Source organism: Streptomyces sp. WZ-12 (assembly GCF_028898845.1).
GTDB lineage: Bacteria > Actinomycetota > Actinomycetes > Streptomycetales > Streptomycetaceae > Streptomyces.
Genome location: NZ_CP118574.1, coordinates 1 through 17,109, shown reverse-complemented (window position 1 = coordinate 17,109; position 17,109 = coordinate 1). Strand labels below are relative to the sequence as shown.

Genomic DNA, 17,109 nt, shown 5'->3' with positions numbered 1-17,109 from the left:
CCCCAACCCACCCCTCGACACCCCGACCCGCCGAAGTTGGCCGGAACGGCGATGTCCGGCCCGGCCCGTTCCACCCGACCATGTGCAGGCATCGCGTCCCTGGAGAGTGCCCGTGGCCGCCGTTCCTTTGCGAGACATCCGCAAGACCGAACCTCTGCGCGTCCTGTCCCCGACGGATTGGGAGCAGTGGATCACCGAAGGCTATGTGATCGTCCGGCAGGCGGTGGCCCCGCAGACGGTCACCGCCCTCACCGAGGGCCTGTACTCCTTCCTGGACATGGACCCCGACGACCCTGTCACCTGGGCCTCCCCGCACACCGGCAACGACCGGCTGCCGGGCCACAGCGGACTGGTCGAGATGTACAACCACCAAGCCCAGTGGGACGTTCGACAGAACCCGCGGGTGTACGGGGCCTTCGCCGACATCTGGGACCGCACCGATCTGTGGGTCACCATCGACTTCGCCAACGTCAACCCGCCCAACCGGGGCTCGCGCGCCTTCGACGGGTTCATCCACTGGGACGTGGACACCTCCGCGGCCCCACTGCCGGTGAGTTGTCAGGCGGTGCTTTCGCTGTCCCATGGTGACCAGGACATCGGTGGCTTTCAATGTGTGCCGGAGATCTTCACCGAGTGGGAGAAGTGGGTCAGCGCGCAGCCCGCCGACCGGGACCCGGGCACGCCGGACATCACCGGCTACTCGATCACCACCCCGCAGGTCGCACCGGGCGACCTGATCATCTTCAACAGCCTGCTCCCGCACGGGGTGCACCCCAACGTCTCTCCGTCCCGGGTACGCATGGCCCAGTACCTGACCATGGCCCCTGCCTGGGAGGAGCATGCCGAACTCCGGGCGTCCCGGGTGCGGTTCTGGCGGGACCGGGTACCGCCTCACCCGCCGCAAGGTGGGGTGCGTAAGGACGAGTCCGCGCTGTACGGGCCGGCGGCGCTGACTGAGCTGGGTGAGCGGCTGTTGGGACTGCGTATGTGGAACGAGGGGAGCGTTGTTGGCTAGCACTGCCCGGCCCGGGACCCGCTCGACCCGTCAAGTGGACCTGGGCCGCCCGTTTCGCTGGCTGTGGGCCTCGACGGCCGGCTCCAACGCGGGCGACGGCATCACCCGGACCCTGCTGCCGCTGCTGGTGGTCGCGCACCACCCCGACCCTGCGGCGGTTGCCGGACTGACCACCGTCAACATGCTGCCCTGGTTGCTGTTCGCCCTCCCCGCCGGCGTCCTCGCGGACCGGGTGGACCGCCGCCGCATCGTGCTGGTCAGCAACGTGATCCGCGCCGCGGCCCTGCTCGGCGCCACCCTCGTGCTCGTCGACGACCGCCCACTGCCCCTGCTGTACGCGCTGGCGTTCGTGCTGGGCATCGCCGAGACCTTCGCCGACACCGCGGCGCCCGCGATGCTGCCGCGCCTGGTCGACGAGCGGCACCTGGAGCGCGCCAACGGCCGGCTGTTGACCGCACAGATCGTGCTCAACGAGATGATCGGACCACCCGTCGCGGGATTGCTGGTGGGCCTGACCGCCGCCGCGGCGCTGGCCACCGGAGGCGTGCTGTACGCCCTGGCCGCGCTGCTGCTGCTCGGCCTCGCTCCGCTGGGCCGCGCCGGCCGTCACACGCCCCCGGCGGACGCGCGCGAGGGGGTGCTGCGCGACCTGCGGGGCGGTCTCGGCTTCGTCCTGCACCATCGCGTCCTGCGCCTCACCCTGGCCGCGAGCGCCCTGTACGGCCTGGTGTTCTCGGCGACCTTCTCGATGCTGGTGCTGCTGAGCGAGGACACGTTGGGGCTGAGCGAGACCGGGTACGGGCTGCTGCTCACCGCCGGGTCGCTGGGCGCCGTCGCCGGCAGTTGGCTGGCGCCCCGTGCCGCCGACCGGCTTCCCACCGTACGGCTGGCCCGGTGGTCCCTGGTGGCCTCCGGGATCGCCTACGTCGGGTTGGGCCTGGGCCGGCACCCGGCATGGGCCGCGCTGGCACTGGCCGTCAACGGCGTCTTCATGATGGGCTGGAACATCCCGGTGATGTCGCTGCGCCAGCGGCTGACGCCGGAAGACCTCCAGGGCCGGGTGATGAGCGTGGCCCGACTGTGTTCCTGGGGCACCATGCCGCTCGGCGCCACGCTCGGCGGCCTGCTCGCCGAAGTCCTGTCCGTGCCTGCGGTGTTCGTGGTGTGCGGGGCGGCTCTGACCGTCGGCGCCCTGGCGCTGCTCGCCCCCCTGCACGGCGACCGCACCGCGCCGGCGCCACCCTCTGACGCGCCGCCCTCCGAACCGCCGCCGCACGACGACCTTCTCAACAAGGGGTGACCATTGGACACACAGCTCTTCGACACCGTGATCGTCGGAGGCGGCCCGGCCGGCCTCAACGCCGCCCTCTACCTGGGCCGTTCACGACGCCGCGTGCTGCTGATCGACTCGGGCGACGCCCGCAACATGGCGGCCGGCGTCATGCACAACGTCCTCACCAACGACGGAGCCACCATCGAAGACTTCCGGGCCCGCTCCCGCGCCCAACTGGGCGCGTACGAGGTGTCGTTCCGGGACGACGAGGTGCGCTCGGCCGAGCCCGAGGGGGATCACGTGGTGGTCACCACCAAGGAGTCGGGCACCTTCCGCGCCCGCACCCTGCTGTACGCGGCCGGTGTGCGCTCGGTGCTCCCACCGGTTCCGGGCCTGGCGGACCTGTGGGGCACGACCGTCCTGGAGTGCCCCTACTGCCATGCCTGGGAAGTGCGCGACCGCAGCTTCGCGGTGTACGGAGGGGCGGTGCCCAGCGAATGCCTGGCCGCGACCCTCACGGTCTGGTCCGACCGCATCACCTACCTCACCGACCGGCGCGAACTGCCCAAGGACGAACAGGACCGACTCACCGCCGCCGGCGTGCCCGTCGTCACCGACCACGTCAGCGAGGTCCGGTCGCACCCCGAAGGCGTCGAGGTCCTCTTCGCGGACGGACGGTCCGCGAACTACGGGGCACTGTTCCTGCACCTGGACACCGAGCCCCGGTTGGACCCGCTGCGCCCCTGGCTCCAGGCGCCGGACCTGGAATCCGTGCAGAGCGACGACCGCGGTCGCACCAGCGTGCCCCGGCTGTACGTGGCCGGGGACCTCGGCCGCACCATGCAACAGGCCGCGATGGCCGCGGCCAGCGGCGGGCTGGCGGGCATGGCCATCAACGCCGACCTGATCCGCGAGGACCGCCCCGGCTCCCTGCCCGAACCGCCGCCCCCAACCCCCTGAGCCCCCGCCCGCACCGATGCCGGTCACCAACGGGCGCGACGACAGCCACGCAGAGCACACCGACGGGAGCCTCCTTGCGATGACCTCACCCCGTGCCGAGTTCGCCCCACACATGGAGCACTACACCTTCGTCCTGGAAGACCAGCCCTACCTCGGGTACTTCCAATACGGCAAGGAGAAGACCCCCGTCTACCACACCGACCGGCATGGATTCCGGGTCACCCCTGGCCCCGGCGGACTGCGGGCGACCGTCGGTGACGAACGCCCCGACGGCCCCGCGCGGGTGCTCGCCGGCAGCTCCGCCGTCTTCGGCGTGGGCGCCACCAGCGACGCGGCCACCATCACCGCGCGACTGTGGAACGCCCACGCACCCCGACTGCCCTGGCTGAACATCGCCGGCCAAAGCCACAACTCAGCCCAGGAACTCCTGCTGTTCACTCTGTTCCAGCACCAACTCCCCGCCATCGAAGACATCGTGCTGCTCTCCGGCGTCAACAACCTGGTGCTCAGCCGACTCCCCGAAGAACAACAGGGCCGCCACGGCGCCTTCTTCGACTGCGGCCCCGCACCCGACGTCATCCCACCCACCGAGCAACGCGTCGCCCACGCAGCAGAATTGACACTCCGTCACCTTGGTGGATGGAAGACGCTGGCCGCGGGCCTGGGCACCCGCCTCACCTTCGTGCTCCAGCCGCTCGCGTCGTGGGTGCGGGAGGAACCGTTGCCCCGAGAGAAGCTCCTCTTCGACGAACTGGACGAGGTTTCCAACTTCCGTCGATTCCACCATGACATCTCCACCATGGCGGTGGGTCGCGCTTACGCGGACCGGCTGGCCGCCGGGTGCGCCCGCCTCGACGTGCCGTTTGTGGACATGAACGCGGCACTCACCGAAACCGCCGGGCCACAGGACTGGCTGTTCATCGATCGCGTCCACTGCACCGACCTGGGATATGACATGGTGGCCCGGCAACTGGCGGACCGCCTTGACCTGGCATGAGGAGCTTCGCCATGGACGACGACACCGCCGCATCCTTGTCCGCACTCCGCCGCCTCGCTGCCCGGCTGCGCCGCCCCGCCCGGCCCGCGCCGCCCCCCGAGGCCCCACCGGCCCCGGCCGCCGCCCAGGACCCACCTGCGTCCCGCATGCGGCGGCAGCCCGAGGACGACGCGTCCATCTACCCCCTGTTCTGACGTGACTCCCGGCAGCCGCCACGCGCGCGCCGACCGCTCGCCCGCCATCGGGCCGGACCGCCCCGTCCTGGGCATCTCCGCCTACTACCACGACAGTGCGGCGGCACTGGTGGCAGGCGGCGTCCCGCTCGCCGCCGCACAGGAAGAACGCTTCACCCGCCGCCGCCACGACCCCGACTTCCCCACCCATGCCCTGGCCTGGTGCCTACGGGAAACCGGCCTGCGCCTCGATGACTTGGCCGCCGTGGCCTATTACGAGGACCCGGCGCTGAAGTTCCGCCGAGTGGTGGGAACCTGGTTGGCCACCGCCCCGCGTGGCCTGCCTGTGTTCCGCCGGTCGTTCCCGCAGTGGGTCGGTTGGAAACGGCAGGCCCTGGACGAGGTACGGTCGCGGCTGCGCGAGGTGGCGCCCGGGCAGCCGTTGCCTCCGGTGCTGGCCTACCCTCACCACGCCTCGCACGCGGCGTCGGCGTTCTTCCCGAGCCCGTACCCGTCGGCCGCGGTGCTGTGCGTGGACGGGGTGGGGGAGTGGGCGACGACCACGCTGTGGCACGGTCGTGACACCGAACTGCTCCCCCTCGCGGAACTGCGCTTTCCGCACTCCCTGGGGATGCTGTACTCGGCGTTCACCTATTTCTGCGGCTTCAAGGTTGATTCGGGCGAGTACAAGCTGATGGGCCTGGCACCCTACGGGACGCCGCGCTACGCGCCGCTCATCCGGGAGCGGCTGATCGACGTCAAGCCGGACGGCTCGTTCCGTCTGGATCTGCGTCACTTCACCTTCCAGTACGGACAGACCATGGTCGGTCGCGCCTTCGAGGAACTCTTCGACGGCCCACGCCGGACCCCCGAAGGGCCGCTCACCGACCGGGAGTTCGACCTGGCGGCTTCCGTACAACAGGTCACCGAGGAGGTGATGGTGCGGCTGGCTCGCACGGCGCTGGCCCGCACCGGTGAACGACGACTGTGTCTGGCCGGCGGTGTGGCGCTCAACTGCGTGGCCAACGGCCGGATCCTGACCGAGGGGATCTGCGACCAGTTGTGGGTCCAGCCGGCGGCCGGGGACGCCGGCGGGGCGCTCGGCGCCGCCCTGGCCGAGTCGCACCGCCGGGGGGCACCCCGCACCCATGTCCGCCGCCGCGCCGACGCGATGGCGGGTGCGCTGCTCGGCCCTGGGTACTCCGACCGCGCCGTGGAGGAGTTCCTGACCCGGGGCGGATACCCCGCCAGACGGCTGCCGGAACGGGAGTTGGTGGACCGGGTCGCAGCGGAGCTGGCGCGGGGGAGGGTGGTGGGTTGGTTCCAGGGCCGGATGGAGTTCGGGCCGCGGGCCCTGGGCAACCGGTCCATCCTCGCCGACCCGCGCAACCCGACCATGCAATCCACCCTCAACCGCAAGACCAAGTTCCGCGAGTCCTTCCGTCCGTTCGCCCCCGCGGTTCTCGCCGAGGACGCCAAGGACTGGTTCGATCTGACGCAGGAGAGCCCCTATATGCTGCTGACCGCCCAGGTCGCCGCGGCACAACGACGGGAGCCCGAGTCCGCCGGGACCGAAGCGGTCACGGGCTTGGACCTGCTGCGGGTCCCGCGGTCGACGATCCCGGCCGTGACCCATGTCGACGGGTCGGCTCGGGTACAGACGGTGACGGCCCAACACAACGCGCGGTTCCACGCGTTGCTCACCGCCTTCCGCGATCGCACGGGGTGCCCAGTACTGGTGAACACCTCGTTCAACGTGCGCGGGGAACCGATCGTGCGTGACCCCGAAGAGGCATACGCCTGCTTCATGCGCACCCAGATCGACCTGCTGGCCCTCGGCGACTTCCTCCTGGACAAGCGGGACCAGCCACCGTGGTGTGAGGAGGAGGACTGGCGTGCGGCGATCCCCGTGGACTGAGGGGTTGAGGGGCGCGGGCCTGATCGCGCTGTACTTCTTGGTGGTCTCCCCGATTGGACTGTGCGTACGGGTGGTGCGGGACCCGTTGTCTCGCTCGTGGGAAAGTCACCGGACGAGCTATCTGCACCACCCGCCCCGCTCCCGAGACCGCTGAACCCCCTACTGCCCGTGCACCACAGTCGCCAGGACCAGCACCACGCGGCGCGTGCCAAGCACATGGACACGCGCATCGACGTCGGCGAACCCGCAGGCCGCCGCCCAGGCGCTGGCCTCCTGCGCGGTACGGGGCAGTGGCACGTCTCGCGCGCAGAGCCCGGCGAAACGTTCCGACGGACGAAAGTGCGTGGCCAACGGCAGCGTGAACCCCACTCGGCCACCTGAACGAAGGGCGCGCTTCCAGTCAGCCAGGGCCCGGCGCCCGAGGAAGTGCAGCGAGGATGCGCAGAACACGACGTCAAGGGAGCGATCGGGGACCGGAAGCGGCACGGCATCGGCGACCCGCCAGTCGATCGCCGTGCCACACCCCAGGTCCGCGGCGCGGGCCCGCCCCACCGCGACCATCCGGGGGGATAGGTCCAGGGCCAGCACGGGAGGCGCGGTGCCAGGCCGACACCGCGCCAGTTGCAGGGCGACTGCGCCTGCTCCGCACGCCACGTCAGCAACCGCGTCAGCCGCGTCAGGAGCCACCCATTCGATCAGGGCCCGGGCGATCGCCTCATGGTGCGAGTGGTCGTAACTGTCGGCCAGTTCGTCAAACGCACCGACCAGCCTCGCACTGTGCATCACGCCGCGATCCTATAGGCCCTGCCGCCGAGTTGAGCGCCCTCCGACTCGGCTGAGACCGCCGGCCCGGCGTAGCACCCCGGGGCGCGGCCCGCCTGGTTCGCCCCGCTGCTGTGGACCCCGGTGAACAAAACCACGCACCACAGCAGCTCCCAGCACACCGACGCCGACCTCGACCAGTACGCGACCGCCGGCATCCGCCTTCTCCTCGCCGCCTACCGCTGACCAACTTCCGCATCGTCGACCCGCCATGTCACCGACCACTGTCCCTGCCAGCTCCCGTTCAGACCCAGGCCGCCGCGACGGGACGCGAGCCCTGACCGACCCGCGCCCACACCTCAGCCCGAGCAAACAGCCTCCGCACCTCAGCCCGTTCAAGCATCCGCCGCACTCCCGCCGGACGCGCTCGCGTACGCACCCACAGTCGGGCCGGGCTACGACGAGCCCACGCACACCGCGAACCGGCGGCGTCGCCCCTGGGTCCTCATGGTGCTTCGGAACCTTGGTAGCGCCATCTGCACTGGACCGGCAGGCGAGTTGACCTGGGAGTCCCGCAGCAGCTTGGCGATTCGTCCGTCGTGGGCGAGCTCCACCGGCCGAACGGTACCCGCCGCAGTTGCCATCACGGCATTGCCAAGACGCACACCCAGCGCGTCCTGACTGCGATCACCATCAACGTCGAGTGCCTCAGCGAAGAAGAATCTGCAGACTTCATCTACCCGCCTACGCCCCTCGGCCTTCCAGCCGTACCTCGACACCCACGGCTACCCCGACTCCTGTGGTGGCGCCGAGGCAAATGACCTTCGAACCTCAAGATCCCGACAGAGTCCTTTGTTGGCGGTGCCAAAATCCAAGATCAGTCGTTGAGTTGTCACCCCGATGCCCTGTTGCCACACGAGCCACCTTGGTGGCACGCTAACGGCCGAGCGGCGCGGGGGAGGCCGGCGGATCAACGGCGCCAACATGTGACGTTCTCACTTGCGCGATCAACGATGCCATGCCCATTCCTGCAATAATTTGCGTATTGGATGGTATTTGATGAGTGTGGTCAATGATCTGATCGATGTGCGGGTAGATGATGCCACGAGCGAGGTCCGAGACCTTATATCGGGCCTTTCGGGAGTTCCGCGCCTAATCCCGACCGTGTATGGATACGACGAACGCGGTTCCGAGCTTTATGCGCAAATCTGCGACCTGAAAACCTATTACCCGTACCATGCCGAATGGGAACTCTTGACGCGCAACGTCAACTCGATTTGCGATCTTGCGAACGTGAGCGAGGTAGTCGAATTGGGTTGCGGCACGGCCACGAAGTCCGAACTTCTACTGAACCGGATGTCGGCAGAATCTCGGGCGCCGCTGAAATATGTGCCGATCGATGTGTCAGAGGAAATGCTGAGAAAGACGTCCGCTCGGCTTGCCGATTCTATTGACGGACTTGAAATTGCCCCGATCGCCGGTGATTACCATAGCGGCCTGAGCGTCGTCGAGCGGCGACCGAAAGCGTCGCGATTATTCTTGTTCATGGGTAGCTCGCTAGGAAACATGAGCGAAGAGAAGCGTCGCGAGCTACTGAAAAGCATCAGGGCAGCAGGCCGGTGCGGTGATCTCATGCTGGTCGGCGTCGACTTCGACAAGCCTCGCTCGCTGCTGGAAACGGCGTACAACGATCCGCCCGGGTACGACCTCTGGCATAATTTCTTGACCAATAGGCTAACGTGCTTGAATCGCATGTTTCACGGCGATTTCGATCCATTCGCATTCGACAGCAGATTGACGTACAACACGGATGCCTTCCGCATGGAAGCGCAGATCTGGCCAAGATCTGACATCGAGTTCTGCCTTGCCGACCTGAACCTTCGAGGAGTCATCAAGGCGGGCGAGCGGGTAACCGTCGACACGTCTCATAAGTTCAAACCGGACGAGCTCGACGAGCTGCTAGATTCGACAGGTATGCGCATCATGGAAGCCTGCGAAGAATCAGCCGTGAAATACTCGCTTCTACTCCTGGAAATGACGTGATTTTCCTGGAGTATGCAGGCAAGCGATCAACCGGCCGGTCACTGCGGTGCTTTGCAGGGCGCATGGACGAGCGTGTGTTGACTGCAAGGATCTTGGGAGCTTCGCGGTGATCATTGAGACCTCGGTGAGCGGACGGGCGGCAGGGGCGCCTCCTGACCGCACTGTGCTCCTGCTGCTCGCGCTCTACGGGTGTTGGGGATCGGCGATTCCGGCGATGAAGCTGATGGTCGCCAGCGTGCCGCCGCTCGGCGGAGCGGCACTGATCTTCTTGGTCGCTGGGGTCGTGCTCGCTGGTGCCGCGCGTGGGCGTTCTCGACCACCGCGTGTGCGACAACTCTGGCCCCTCGCGGTCGCCGGTGTGCTGCTGCTGGTGGGCGGGCAAGGGCTCGCGACGGTGGCGCTGACCGCGGTGACCGCCAGCCTTGGGGCGATCCTTGCTGCGGCGATCCCGCTGTGGGTGGTGCTGCTGAGCGGGTTGATCGGAACCCGTGTATCGCTCGCGTCGCTGGTCCGCCTGGTAGCGGGGTTCGGCGGCATCGTGATCGTAGTGCTGACGGCGCCGGACGCCGCGATCGGCGGGACGCCGTGGGCGGTCGCCGCGTTCTGCGTCGCGCCGATCCTGTGGGCCGCGGGAAGCCTGGTAACGGCGAATGTCGGTCAGCCGGTCGATCGAGTGGTCGCCAGCGCGGTTCAGTTGATTTCCGGCGGGAGCGTGTTGTTGCTGGTCGCTCTCTCGCTCGGTGAGTTTGACCCGGCACGGTGGTCGGATGTCAGCTGGACGTCGGCCGGGGCGGCGGTGTTTCTGCTCGTCTTTGACTCGCTCGTCGGCTTCATGCTCTATACGCGTCTATTGGAGAACACGCCGGCGCCACTGGTCAGTACCTACGCCTACGTCACGCCGCTGGTCGGCGCCGTGATCGGCGCGACCGTGCTTGACGAATCGCTCTGGGTCGGTGCACTTGTCGGAGGAGTCCTGGTGCTCGGCGCGGTCGCACTTGAGCTGCGCGGACGATGAGGCCGAGGCCGTCGCGGTGATATTGCTCCGCCTCGCGTTAGAGATCACTTGCATTTTCGAGTACTCAGTCGACCTGATCTGGCGGGTATCGCGAATCTGACTTCTCTCCTTCGGTGAGTTGGTGGCGACAACGCTGGTCGATCCGCCTCGTATCTGGAATTTCTCCCCCTGGCGCCCTTCGACTCATGCCGTATTGCAAGGGTTGTCGCACCCTGCCGAGCCTCAAGTTGAGGAGGGTTCGCCGGACGCAGACTTGGCTGCCTACGATTCCTTGCATCCAAGCGGTACTTCTTCCAGGTTTTCGTTATACACTTATCTCGACACCGATACGTACGACCGTCATCATTGCCGCGTCTTATCGCGATCGGGAGATTTCGCATGGGTTTAGCGGGGGACACTCCAACCGAGCGGCCTGCTTTAAGTACGGACACGATAGTGCGAACCGCGCGTCGTGTCGCCGGCGACTACGAGACAGAGTTATGCCATCTCGGGTCCTTGGAGCAACTTGTTCGCTCGCTTGATGGAGAAGCTCGACTGACGTCGAGGGGGCGTGTCAGGGCGCAGCGATCGCTGGTCCGATCGCTTGTCGAGCAACTGGAGACGAGTCATCGGATAGCCGAGCGCCCCGAGGTGACGCGTCGGCCGTTACGGCCGATAATCATCACCGGAATGCTGCGTACCGGAACGACGTTCCTGCAGAACTTACTCGCTCAGCATCCCGATATCCGGGCCCCGGCGCTGTGGGAGTTGATGGCTCCCGCCCGCCGCGATCCTCCCGAGGATCTGATCGCCCAGTGTGCGGGCTACGTCGCCGAGTACGATCGGATCGCCCCGAAGTTCAAGTACATTCACCCGCTGCATGTGGAATCCCCCGAAGAATGTCACCGGTTGACCGGGAACACGTTCTGCGACCCGATTTTCGCGCTGCGATATCGCGTGCCGAGCTATGTGAAATGGCTGGATCGGCAATCTATGGTGCCGATTTACCAGTACCACCGAACGCAGTTGCAGGTTCTGCTGGACCGGATCCCCGGTGAGCATGTGCTGCTGAAGGGTCCGTCGCACCTCTGGCACCTGGACGACCTGGCCGCGGTGTACCCAGACGCCGCGGTCGTCCGTATGCATCGCTCCCCCGCGGTGGCAGTGCCGAGCGTGTGCAGTCTGACCTCCGTCGTGCGCGGCGCCAGCACGGACTCCGTGGATGACCAGGAGATCGGCCGCTACTGGCTGGAGCGGGTCACGCCGGTGCTGGAGGGCCTGCGCCGAGGATCAGGCCCGTTCAGTCGGCCTCCCCTGGACATCCGGTACGCCGACCTGGTCGCCGATCCGATGGCGGTGGTGGCGGAAATATGCGCCGCCGTAGGACTTTCGCTCACCGACGCGGCGCGGCGGCGCATGAATGGCTACCTGTCCGCAGGCCAAGCCCGAAGCCAACATGCCTATGACGCAGAGCAGTTCGGGCTGCGCGCCGGCCAACTGGCCGACCGCTTCTCCGATTACCTCGACGAGTTCGCCATTCCGCGCGAATCCTGAGATCAAGGGAGTAGAAGATGTCGCAGAGTTCCCACCTGGAGCGCGCACATGCGTTGGTGCGCGATGTGAACGAGGGCGCGGGCTCCGACCCGGTCCGGATAGGCATCATCACGCCGCTGGGTGAGCCGGGGGACGGCTCGGCAGGGGAACTGGTGGTGCGGGGTGCTTGTTTAGGTGTGGAGTATGTGCGTGAGCACGGCGGCGCTCGCGACAGCCGGGGGATCGAGCTGGTGCTCTACGACGACCAGGCCACGGCGGCGACGGAGGGCATGTTCCGCTCCGCGGCAGGGCAGATGGCCAAGCTCGCTCTCGTCGACGATGTGGTGGCGGTGATGGGGCAGTGGCATCTGCGGACGACCCCGTGGGTGGTCGACGTGGCGACGAAGTACAACATTCCCATCTTCGTCGAGAACGGCTACAGCGAGATCACCGCGCAGAAGCGGCGTAACGTCTTCCGTTCGTACTTCAGCGTGGCGGACCGCGTGCCGTTGATGCTGGACTTCGCGGCTCAACTGGGCATCCGCACCGTCGGGATGGTGTGTGCCGACACCGCCTTCGGCCTCCACACCGGGGACGTTCTGGAACAGTACGGCCGTACGCGGCATGGGATGGAGTTCCTGCGCCTGGACTTCGAGCAGGACGGCGCACCCGACTTCGGAGACCTGCTGGGGCAGATCCGGGACTACCAGCCAGATCTGTTCATCAACGGCGGCGTGGTGCGGACCAACTACCAGATCATGCACGCTGCGGCGGAGGCCGGCCTGCTTCCGGGCACGCCGCTCATGGTCCCCTTCAGTTATCCGTTGCGGTCCAACGACTTCTGGCGGCTCGCCGGAGACGCGGGTGTCGGCGCGATGTGGCCTGCCATGCAGTACCGCCCGTCGTGGCCGGAGATGTCCGAGATCGGACGCTGGTTCACCGAGCGCTATCGCCAACGGTACGGGGATTTCCCGCCGGACACGGCGTTGACTCATTTCACCGATGTCACCATCGTCGCCGCCGCCAGCCGAGCGGCACGGTCCACCGACCGCGACGACATGATCGACGCGATGGAGGCGATGGAGTTCCCGACCTGGCGAGGCCCCATCCGGTACGAGCGTGGGCCGGCCCACTGGCACCACGCAGCGCCCGAACTGGTGCTGCTGCAGTATCAGAAGCAGGGGCAGGGATTCGACGAGTCGGCGATCATCTACCCGTCCGACAAGGCCACGGCGCAGTACGTTCCGGCACGCTCAGCAAACGAACTCTGATGCCCACGCCCGACCGGACGGTCGCCGGCACCATGGTGCAGAGCCTGCGGGCGCATCACGTGGACCGGATCTTCTGCGTGGCCGGGGAGAGCTATCTGCCGTTGCTCGACGCACTGTACGACTGCGAGGTCGACGTGCTGGGGTGCCGACACGAGGGGTCCGCCGGGTTCGCTGCTCTCGCCGATGCCAAGCTGACCGGCCGGGCGGGTGTGTGCCTGGTCAGTCGAGCCCCCGGCGCGGCCAACGCGGCGATTGCGGTGCACGCCGCAGCCGAAGACGCCACCCCGCTGGTGGTGTTGGTGGGCGATGTTCCCACCAGGGACCTGGGGCGCGAGTCGTTCCAGTCCGGCAGGCCGTTGAGCGATGTGGCCAAGGAGGTGTTGACGCTCTACGACCCCGCGGCCACCGGTGAGACCGTCCGGCGGGCGTTCCGGGTGGCCGAGTCGGCGACACCGGGGCCGGTGGTGGTACACGTACCGGAGGACGTGTTCGACCGCGGAGGGGCCGACCCGCCGGCCGGCCGGGTCACCTTGGGACACACGGTCCCCGACGAACGGGACTTCGAAGCGGTCCACGATCTGCTCGCCTCGGCCCAACGGCCGCTGCTGCTGGCCGGTTCGACGCTCGACACGGTGAACGGCCGGACCCTGCTGCGGCAGATCGCGCAACGGCACGGACTCCCGGTGGTCACCAGCAACAAGAACCAGCATCTGCTGGACAATCACCATCCTTGCTACGCGGGCCACTTGCACAACTCCACGCAGCCGAAGCAACTCGCCGAGTTCGACCGCGCCGACCTCGTCCTCGCGGTGGGCACTCGGTTGGGGCAGACCACGACGAGACGGCTGCGCTTCCCACGCGGCCCGGAGCCGGACCAGGCGCTGGTGCACGTCTACCCGGACCCGGCTCGTATCGGCCGGTACCACCGGGTCACCGCCGGGTTCGCGATGGACCCGGTGGACTTTCTCGGACGGCTGGCCAGGGCCGGCCCCCCACACCAGTTGCCGAACAGCCGCGGCCGATGGCGCGATGGGTTGCACGCCATCGAGGAAGACAACGCCAGGTGGATCCCACCGGACTCGGAAACCGTGACGGTCGGTGAGATCGCCTCGGCACTGGACGAGTTGACCGCGGGCGCCGTGACGGTGATCGTCGACTCCGGCACTTTCACCAGCTGGATCTACCGCTTCCTCCGGTTCGCCGACAACGGCAGGCTGGTGGGGATCGACTCCAGCGCAATGGGATTCGCCCCCGGTGCGGCGCTGGCCGTCGCGGCGCGTTCCCGCGCGGTGCCGACCGTGGTCATCGTCGGCGACGGCGGTTTCGCCATGAACGGTGGCGAGCTCGCCACCGTGTGCGAGCGCCGTCTCCCCGTGGTGTTCGTGGTGTCGGACAACGCCTCGCTCGGCACCATCCGACTGCACCAGCAGCAGCGCTACCCCGATCGCGGTATCGCCACTGACCTGACGAACCCTGACTTCCCTCAACTGGCCGCGGCCTACGGCGCACTCGGGCTCTCCGCGACCACGGCCACCGAGGTGCGCACCGGCCTGGCCAAGGCACTCGCCCACCCGGGCCCGTCGCTCCTCGCCGTGCGCACCAGCCGCAGAATCCTGACCCCGTACCGACACCTGTGACCGTTCGCCGGTGCTGGGGATCCGATCGTCCCGACCGGCGAAGAAGGGGAGAGCAATGCGATTTCACGACTCGATGCTCGACCTGGTCGGCCAGACACCGCTGGTGCGGCTGGCCTCCGTCGTCGACGACTCAGGTCCCCTGGTCCTGGCCAAGCTGGAGCAGTTCAATCCCGGTGGTTCGGCCAAGGACCGGATCGCGGTCGGCATGGTCACGGCCGCCGAGCGCGACGGCAGCCTGCGCCCCGGCGGCACCATCGTCGAGCCGACGTCGGGCAACACCGGGATCGGACTGGCCCTTGTCGCCGCCCAACGCGGCTACCGGTGCGTGTTCACCTGCCCCGACAAGGTCTCACCGAACAAGATCGCCGCGCTACGGGCCTACGGCGCCGAGGTGGTGGTCTGCCCGGCCGCCGTTCCCATGACCCATCCCCGCTTCTACCGCAACGTCGCCGCCCGGATGGCCGCCGAGATCCCCGGAGCCCACTGCATCGACCAGTACAACAACCCGGCCAACCCGGCGGCGCACTACGCCGCCACCGGGCCGGAGGTCTGGGAACAGACCCAAGGACAACTGACGCACTTCGTCGCCGGGTTGGGGACCGGTGGCACGGTTTCCGGTGTCGGCAGGTACCTGCACGAGGTGTCGGCGGGTGCGGTGCGGGTGATCGGGGTCGACCCGCTGGGGTCGGCGTACAGCGGTGACGAGGTGCGGCCGTACTACGTGGAGGGCGTCGGACAACCGAGCATTCCCGCCGCGTTCGACCCGGCCGTGCCGGACGAGATACTGACCATCGGCGACGCCGAGGCCATCCGGGTAACCCGCCGCCTTGCCCGGGCGGAGGGCATCCTCACCGGCGGCTCCGGCGGAATGGCTGTCGCCGCGGCGCTGCGGGTGGCCGAGCGCGCCGGGCCGGACGCGGTCATCGTCGTGTTGATCCCGGATTCCGGCCGGGGGTACCTCACCACGATCTTCGACGACGACTGGCTGGCCGGGCGCGGTTTCACCGAGCCGGCCGATGGCGTGCCGGTAGCGGCCGCCGCCGGCCACGACTTTCCCGTGATGGCACCGCAGGAACAGCTCGCGGCCGCACTGCGGCGGATGCGCGACGTGGGGATCGACCACCTGGCGGTGAGCGCGGCCAGGCCACCGATCCGGTTGCCGGAGATCGTGGGATTCGTCGCCCAACACGACATCGCCGTACGGGTCGCGACCGGCCGGGCGCGGTTGGACGCGCCGGTAGCGGAGCACCTCATCGCCCCACTGCCCACGGTCGGTTGGGGCCAGCAACTCGACATCGCTGCGGCGCGCATCGCTGAGCACGGCGCATGCGTGGTACTGCGCGACGGGCTCCCGGTGGCGGTTCTGACCGCCGCGGACGTTGCCGCTGCGCTCGAATCCGAGCACGAGACAACAGGGAGTTCGCTGTGATGACAGACCTGATCGAGTACGGCGACCCGGTCGACGGCACCCGGGGCTGGCTGGTCTATCGCGGCGCCCGGCCACGGATTGCCGCGGGGGGATGCCGGCTGCAACCCGGGCTGGACGCAGCCACTTTGGGTACGCTCGCCGACCGGATGGCGCTCAAGCAGCGGGTGCTCGGCATCAACGTGGCCGGAGCCAAGTGCGGACTGGACCTCGATCCCGGCGCGCCGGCCAAGAGCGCGGTGTTGGGCCGCTTCATCGCGTTCCTTCGCGAAGAGCTGGCCACCCGCTACAGCATGGGGCCGGACATGGGTACCGGCTGGTTGGAGCTCAACCGGCATGCCGCGGCAGTCGGGCTGCCCTCGATCAAGTACGCGATCAGGACCGCTCAGCGGCTCAGCGATGACGAGTTCGAGCGGCGGATGGCCGTGCTGGAGGCGCCTGTCCGTGGGATCCCGGTGTCGGCCCGTCGCGCGGGGCACGCGCTGGCCCACGCCGCGATTGCCGCTGCCCGATGTACCGACACGCTCACCGTTGCGCTACAGGGATTCGGCAATCTCGGGCGCGGTGCTGCGTGCGCGCTCCGTGAGGACGGGGCCCGGGTGGTGGCGGTCGGCGACGAGCACGGCGCCGTGGCCAACCCGGCCGGTGTGGACGTCCCGGCCATGCTCGGTTCTCCTCCCGGAACCCCGGTGCCGGCGATGGGCTCGGGCGGCCGGGCGACCCAGCTGTTCACCGTGCCCGCCGATGTGCTCATCCTCGCCGGCCCCGCCGACGCGCTGACCCCCGCGCAGGCGGCACGGGTCCAGGTCTCGACGGTCGTGGTGGGGGCGAACTGTGGCCTCTCCGAGGATGCCGAACAGGCTTTGGCAGCCCGGGACGTCGTGGTCGTCCCCGATTTCATCGGCGGGATCGGGGGGTCAGCCTCGATGGAGGTGCTGTTCGGTCCGCGCGAGTGCCCTGGCCCTCAACGGGTGCTCGACGCGCTTGCCACCCTGATGAACGACCTCGTTGCGGACATCGTCGCGCAAGCGCGCCGCAGCGGTGTCAGTCCGCGCGCCACCGCGATGCGGCTGGCGGTGGACAGCACCGTCGACCCGGAATCCCCGC

The 17,109-nt window shown here is 68.3% G+C and carries 14 protein-coding genes and 1 pseudogene; 14 read left to right on the top strand and 1 reads right to left on the bottom strand.

The genetic code is table 11. The features are described 5' to 3' along the window. Positions 1-112: 112 nt before the first annotated feature. From PV796_RS00070 to PV796_RS00045, 6 genes are all read left to right on the top strand, one after another. Positions 113-1,015 carry a phytanoyl-CoA dioxygenase family protein gene (locus PV796_RS00070; RefSeq protein WP_274910600.1) on the top strand — a complete coding sequence of 301 codons (903 nt, stop codon included), beginning with the start codon at positions 113-115 and terminating at the stop codon, positions 1,013-1,015. Continuing rightward, positions 1,008-2,315, top strand: a complete 1,308-nt coding sequence (locus PV796_RS00065; protein ID WP_274910599.1) for an MFS transporter — start codon at positions 1,008-1,010, stop codon at positions 2,313-2,315. Before PV796_RS00070 ends, PV796_RS00065 begins: the two co-directional genes overlap by 8 nt. A 3-nt stretch (positions 2,316-2,318) precedes the next feature. Then, positions 2,319-3,248, top strand: coding sequence for an NAD(P)/FAD-dependent oxidoreductase (locus PV796_RS00060; RefSeq protein WP_274910598.1), 930 nt, complete (start codon positions 2,319-2,321; stop codon positions 3,246-3,248). 79 nt (positions 3,249-3,327) lie between these two features. After that, positions 3,328-4,245 (top strand): SGNH/GDSL hydrolase family protein, encoded by a 918-nt coding sequence (locus PV796_RS00055; protein ID WP_274910597.1) that lies wholly within the window; start codon positions 3,328-3,330, stop codon positions 4,243-4,245. Between the two features lie 11 nt (positions 4,246-4,256). Further along, positions 4,257-4,439, top strand: a complete 183-nt coding sequence (locus PV796_RS00050) for a hypothetical protein (protein ID WP_274910595.1) — start codon at positions 4,257-4,259, stop codon at positions 4,437-4,439. A gap of 46 nt (positions 4,440-4,485) precedes the next feature. Next, positions 4,486-6,336 carry a carbamoyltransferase family protein gene (locus tag PV796_RS00045; RefSeq protein ID WP_274918802.1) on the top strand — a complete coding sequence of 617 codons (1,851 nt, stop codon included), beginning with the start codon at positions 4,486-4,488 and terminating at the stop codon, positions 6,334-6,336. Between the two features lie 159 nt (positions 6,337-6,495). Here PV796_RS00045 and PV796_RS00040 read toward each other — a convergent pair whose 3' ends face one another. After that, positions 6,496-7,119 (bottom strand): class I SAM-dependent methyltransferase, encoded by a 624-nt coding sequence (locus PV796_RS00040; protein WP_274918801.1) that lies wholly within the window; start codon positions 7,117-7,119, stop codon positions 6,496-6,498. A gap of 1,038 nt (positions 7,120-8,157) precedes the next feature. Between PV796_RS00040 and PV796_RS00035 the strand changes: the two genes are divergently transcribed. From PV796_RS00035 to PV796_RS00005, 8 genes and pseudogenes are all read left to right on the top strand, one after another. Then, a complete protein-coding gene (locus PV796_RS00035; protein ID WP_274910594.1) occupies positions 8,158-9,141 on the top strand; it encodes an L-histidine N(alpha)-methyltransferase in 984 nt (327 codons plus the stop codon). 46 nt (positions 9,142-9,187) lie between these two features. Beyond that, positions 9,188-9,679 (top strand): annotated as a pseudogene (locus PV796_RS42170) (EamA family transporter); the annotation flags it as partial. Next, positions 9,680-10,156 (top strand): EamA family transporter, encoded by a 477-nt coding sequence (locus PV796_RS42165; protein ID WP_446750663.1) that lies wholly within the window; start codon positions 9,680-9,682, stop codon positions 10,154-10,156. Positions 10,157-10,534: 378 nt separating this feature from the next. Next, on the top strand, positions 10,535-11,689 hold the full coding sequence (locus tag PV796_RS00025; protein ID WP_274910591.1) for a sulfotransferase family protein: 1,155 nt from the start codon (positions 10,535-10,537) through the stop codon (positions 11,687-11,689). 65 nt (positions 11,690-11,754) lie between these two features. Further along, on the top strand, positions 11,755-12,939 hold the full coding sequence (locus PV796_RS00020; RefSeq protein ID WP_274910590.1) for an ABC transporter substrate-binding protein: 1,185 nt from the start codon (positions 11,755-11,757) through the stop codon (positions 12,937-12,939). Then, positions 12,939-14,576, top strand: coding sequence for a thiamine pyrophosphate-binding protein (locus PV796_RS00015; RefSeq protein ID WP_274910589.1), 1,638 nt, complete (start codon positions 12,939-12,941; stop codon positions 14,574-14,576). Before PV796_RS00020 ends, PV796_RS00015 begins: the two co-directional genes overlap by 1 nt. Positions 14,577-14,631: 55 nt before the next feature. Continuing rightward, positions 14,632-16,005, top strand: coding sequence for a pyridoxal-phosphate dependent enzyme (locus PV796_RS00010; protein ID WP_274910588.1), 1,374 nt, complete (start codon positions 14,632-14,634; stop codon positions 16,003-16,005). Beyond that, a partial coding sequence (locus tag PV796_RS00005; RefSeq protein ID WP_274910586.1) for a Glu/Leu/Phe/Val dehydrogenase dimerization domain-containing protein occupies positions 16,005-17,109 on the top strand: 1,105 nt, incomplete at its 3' end. The genes PV796_RS00010 and PV796_RS00005, both read left to right, overlap by 1 nt.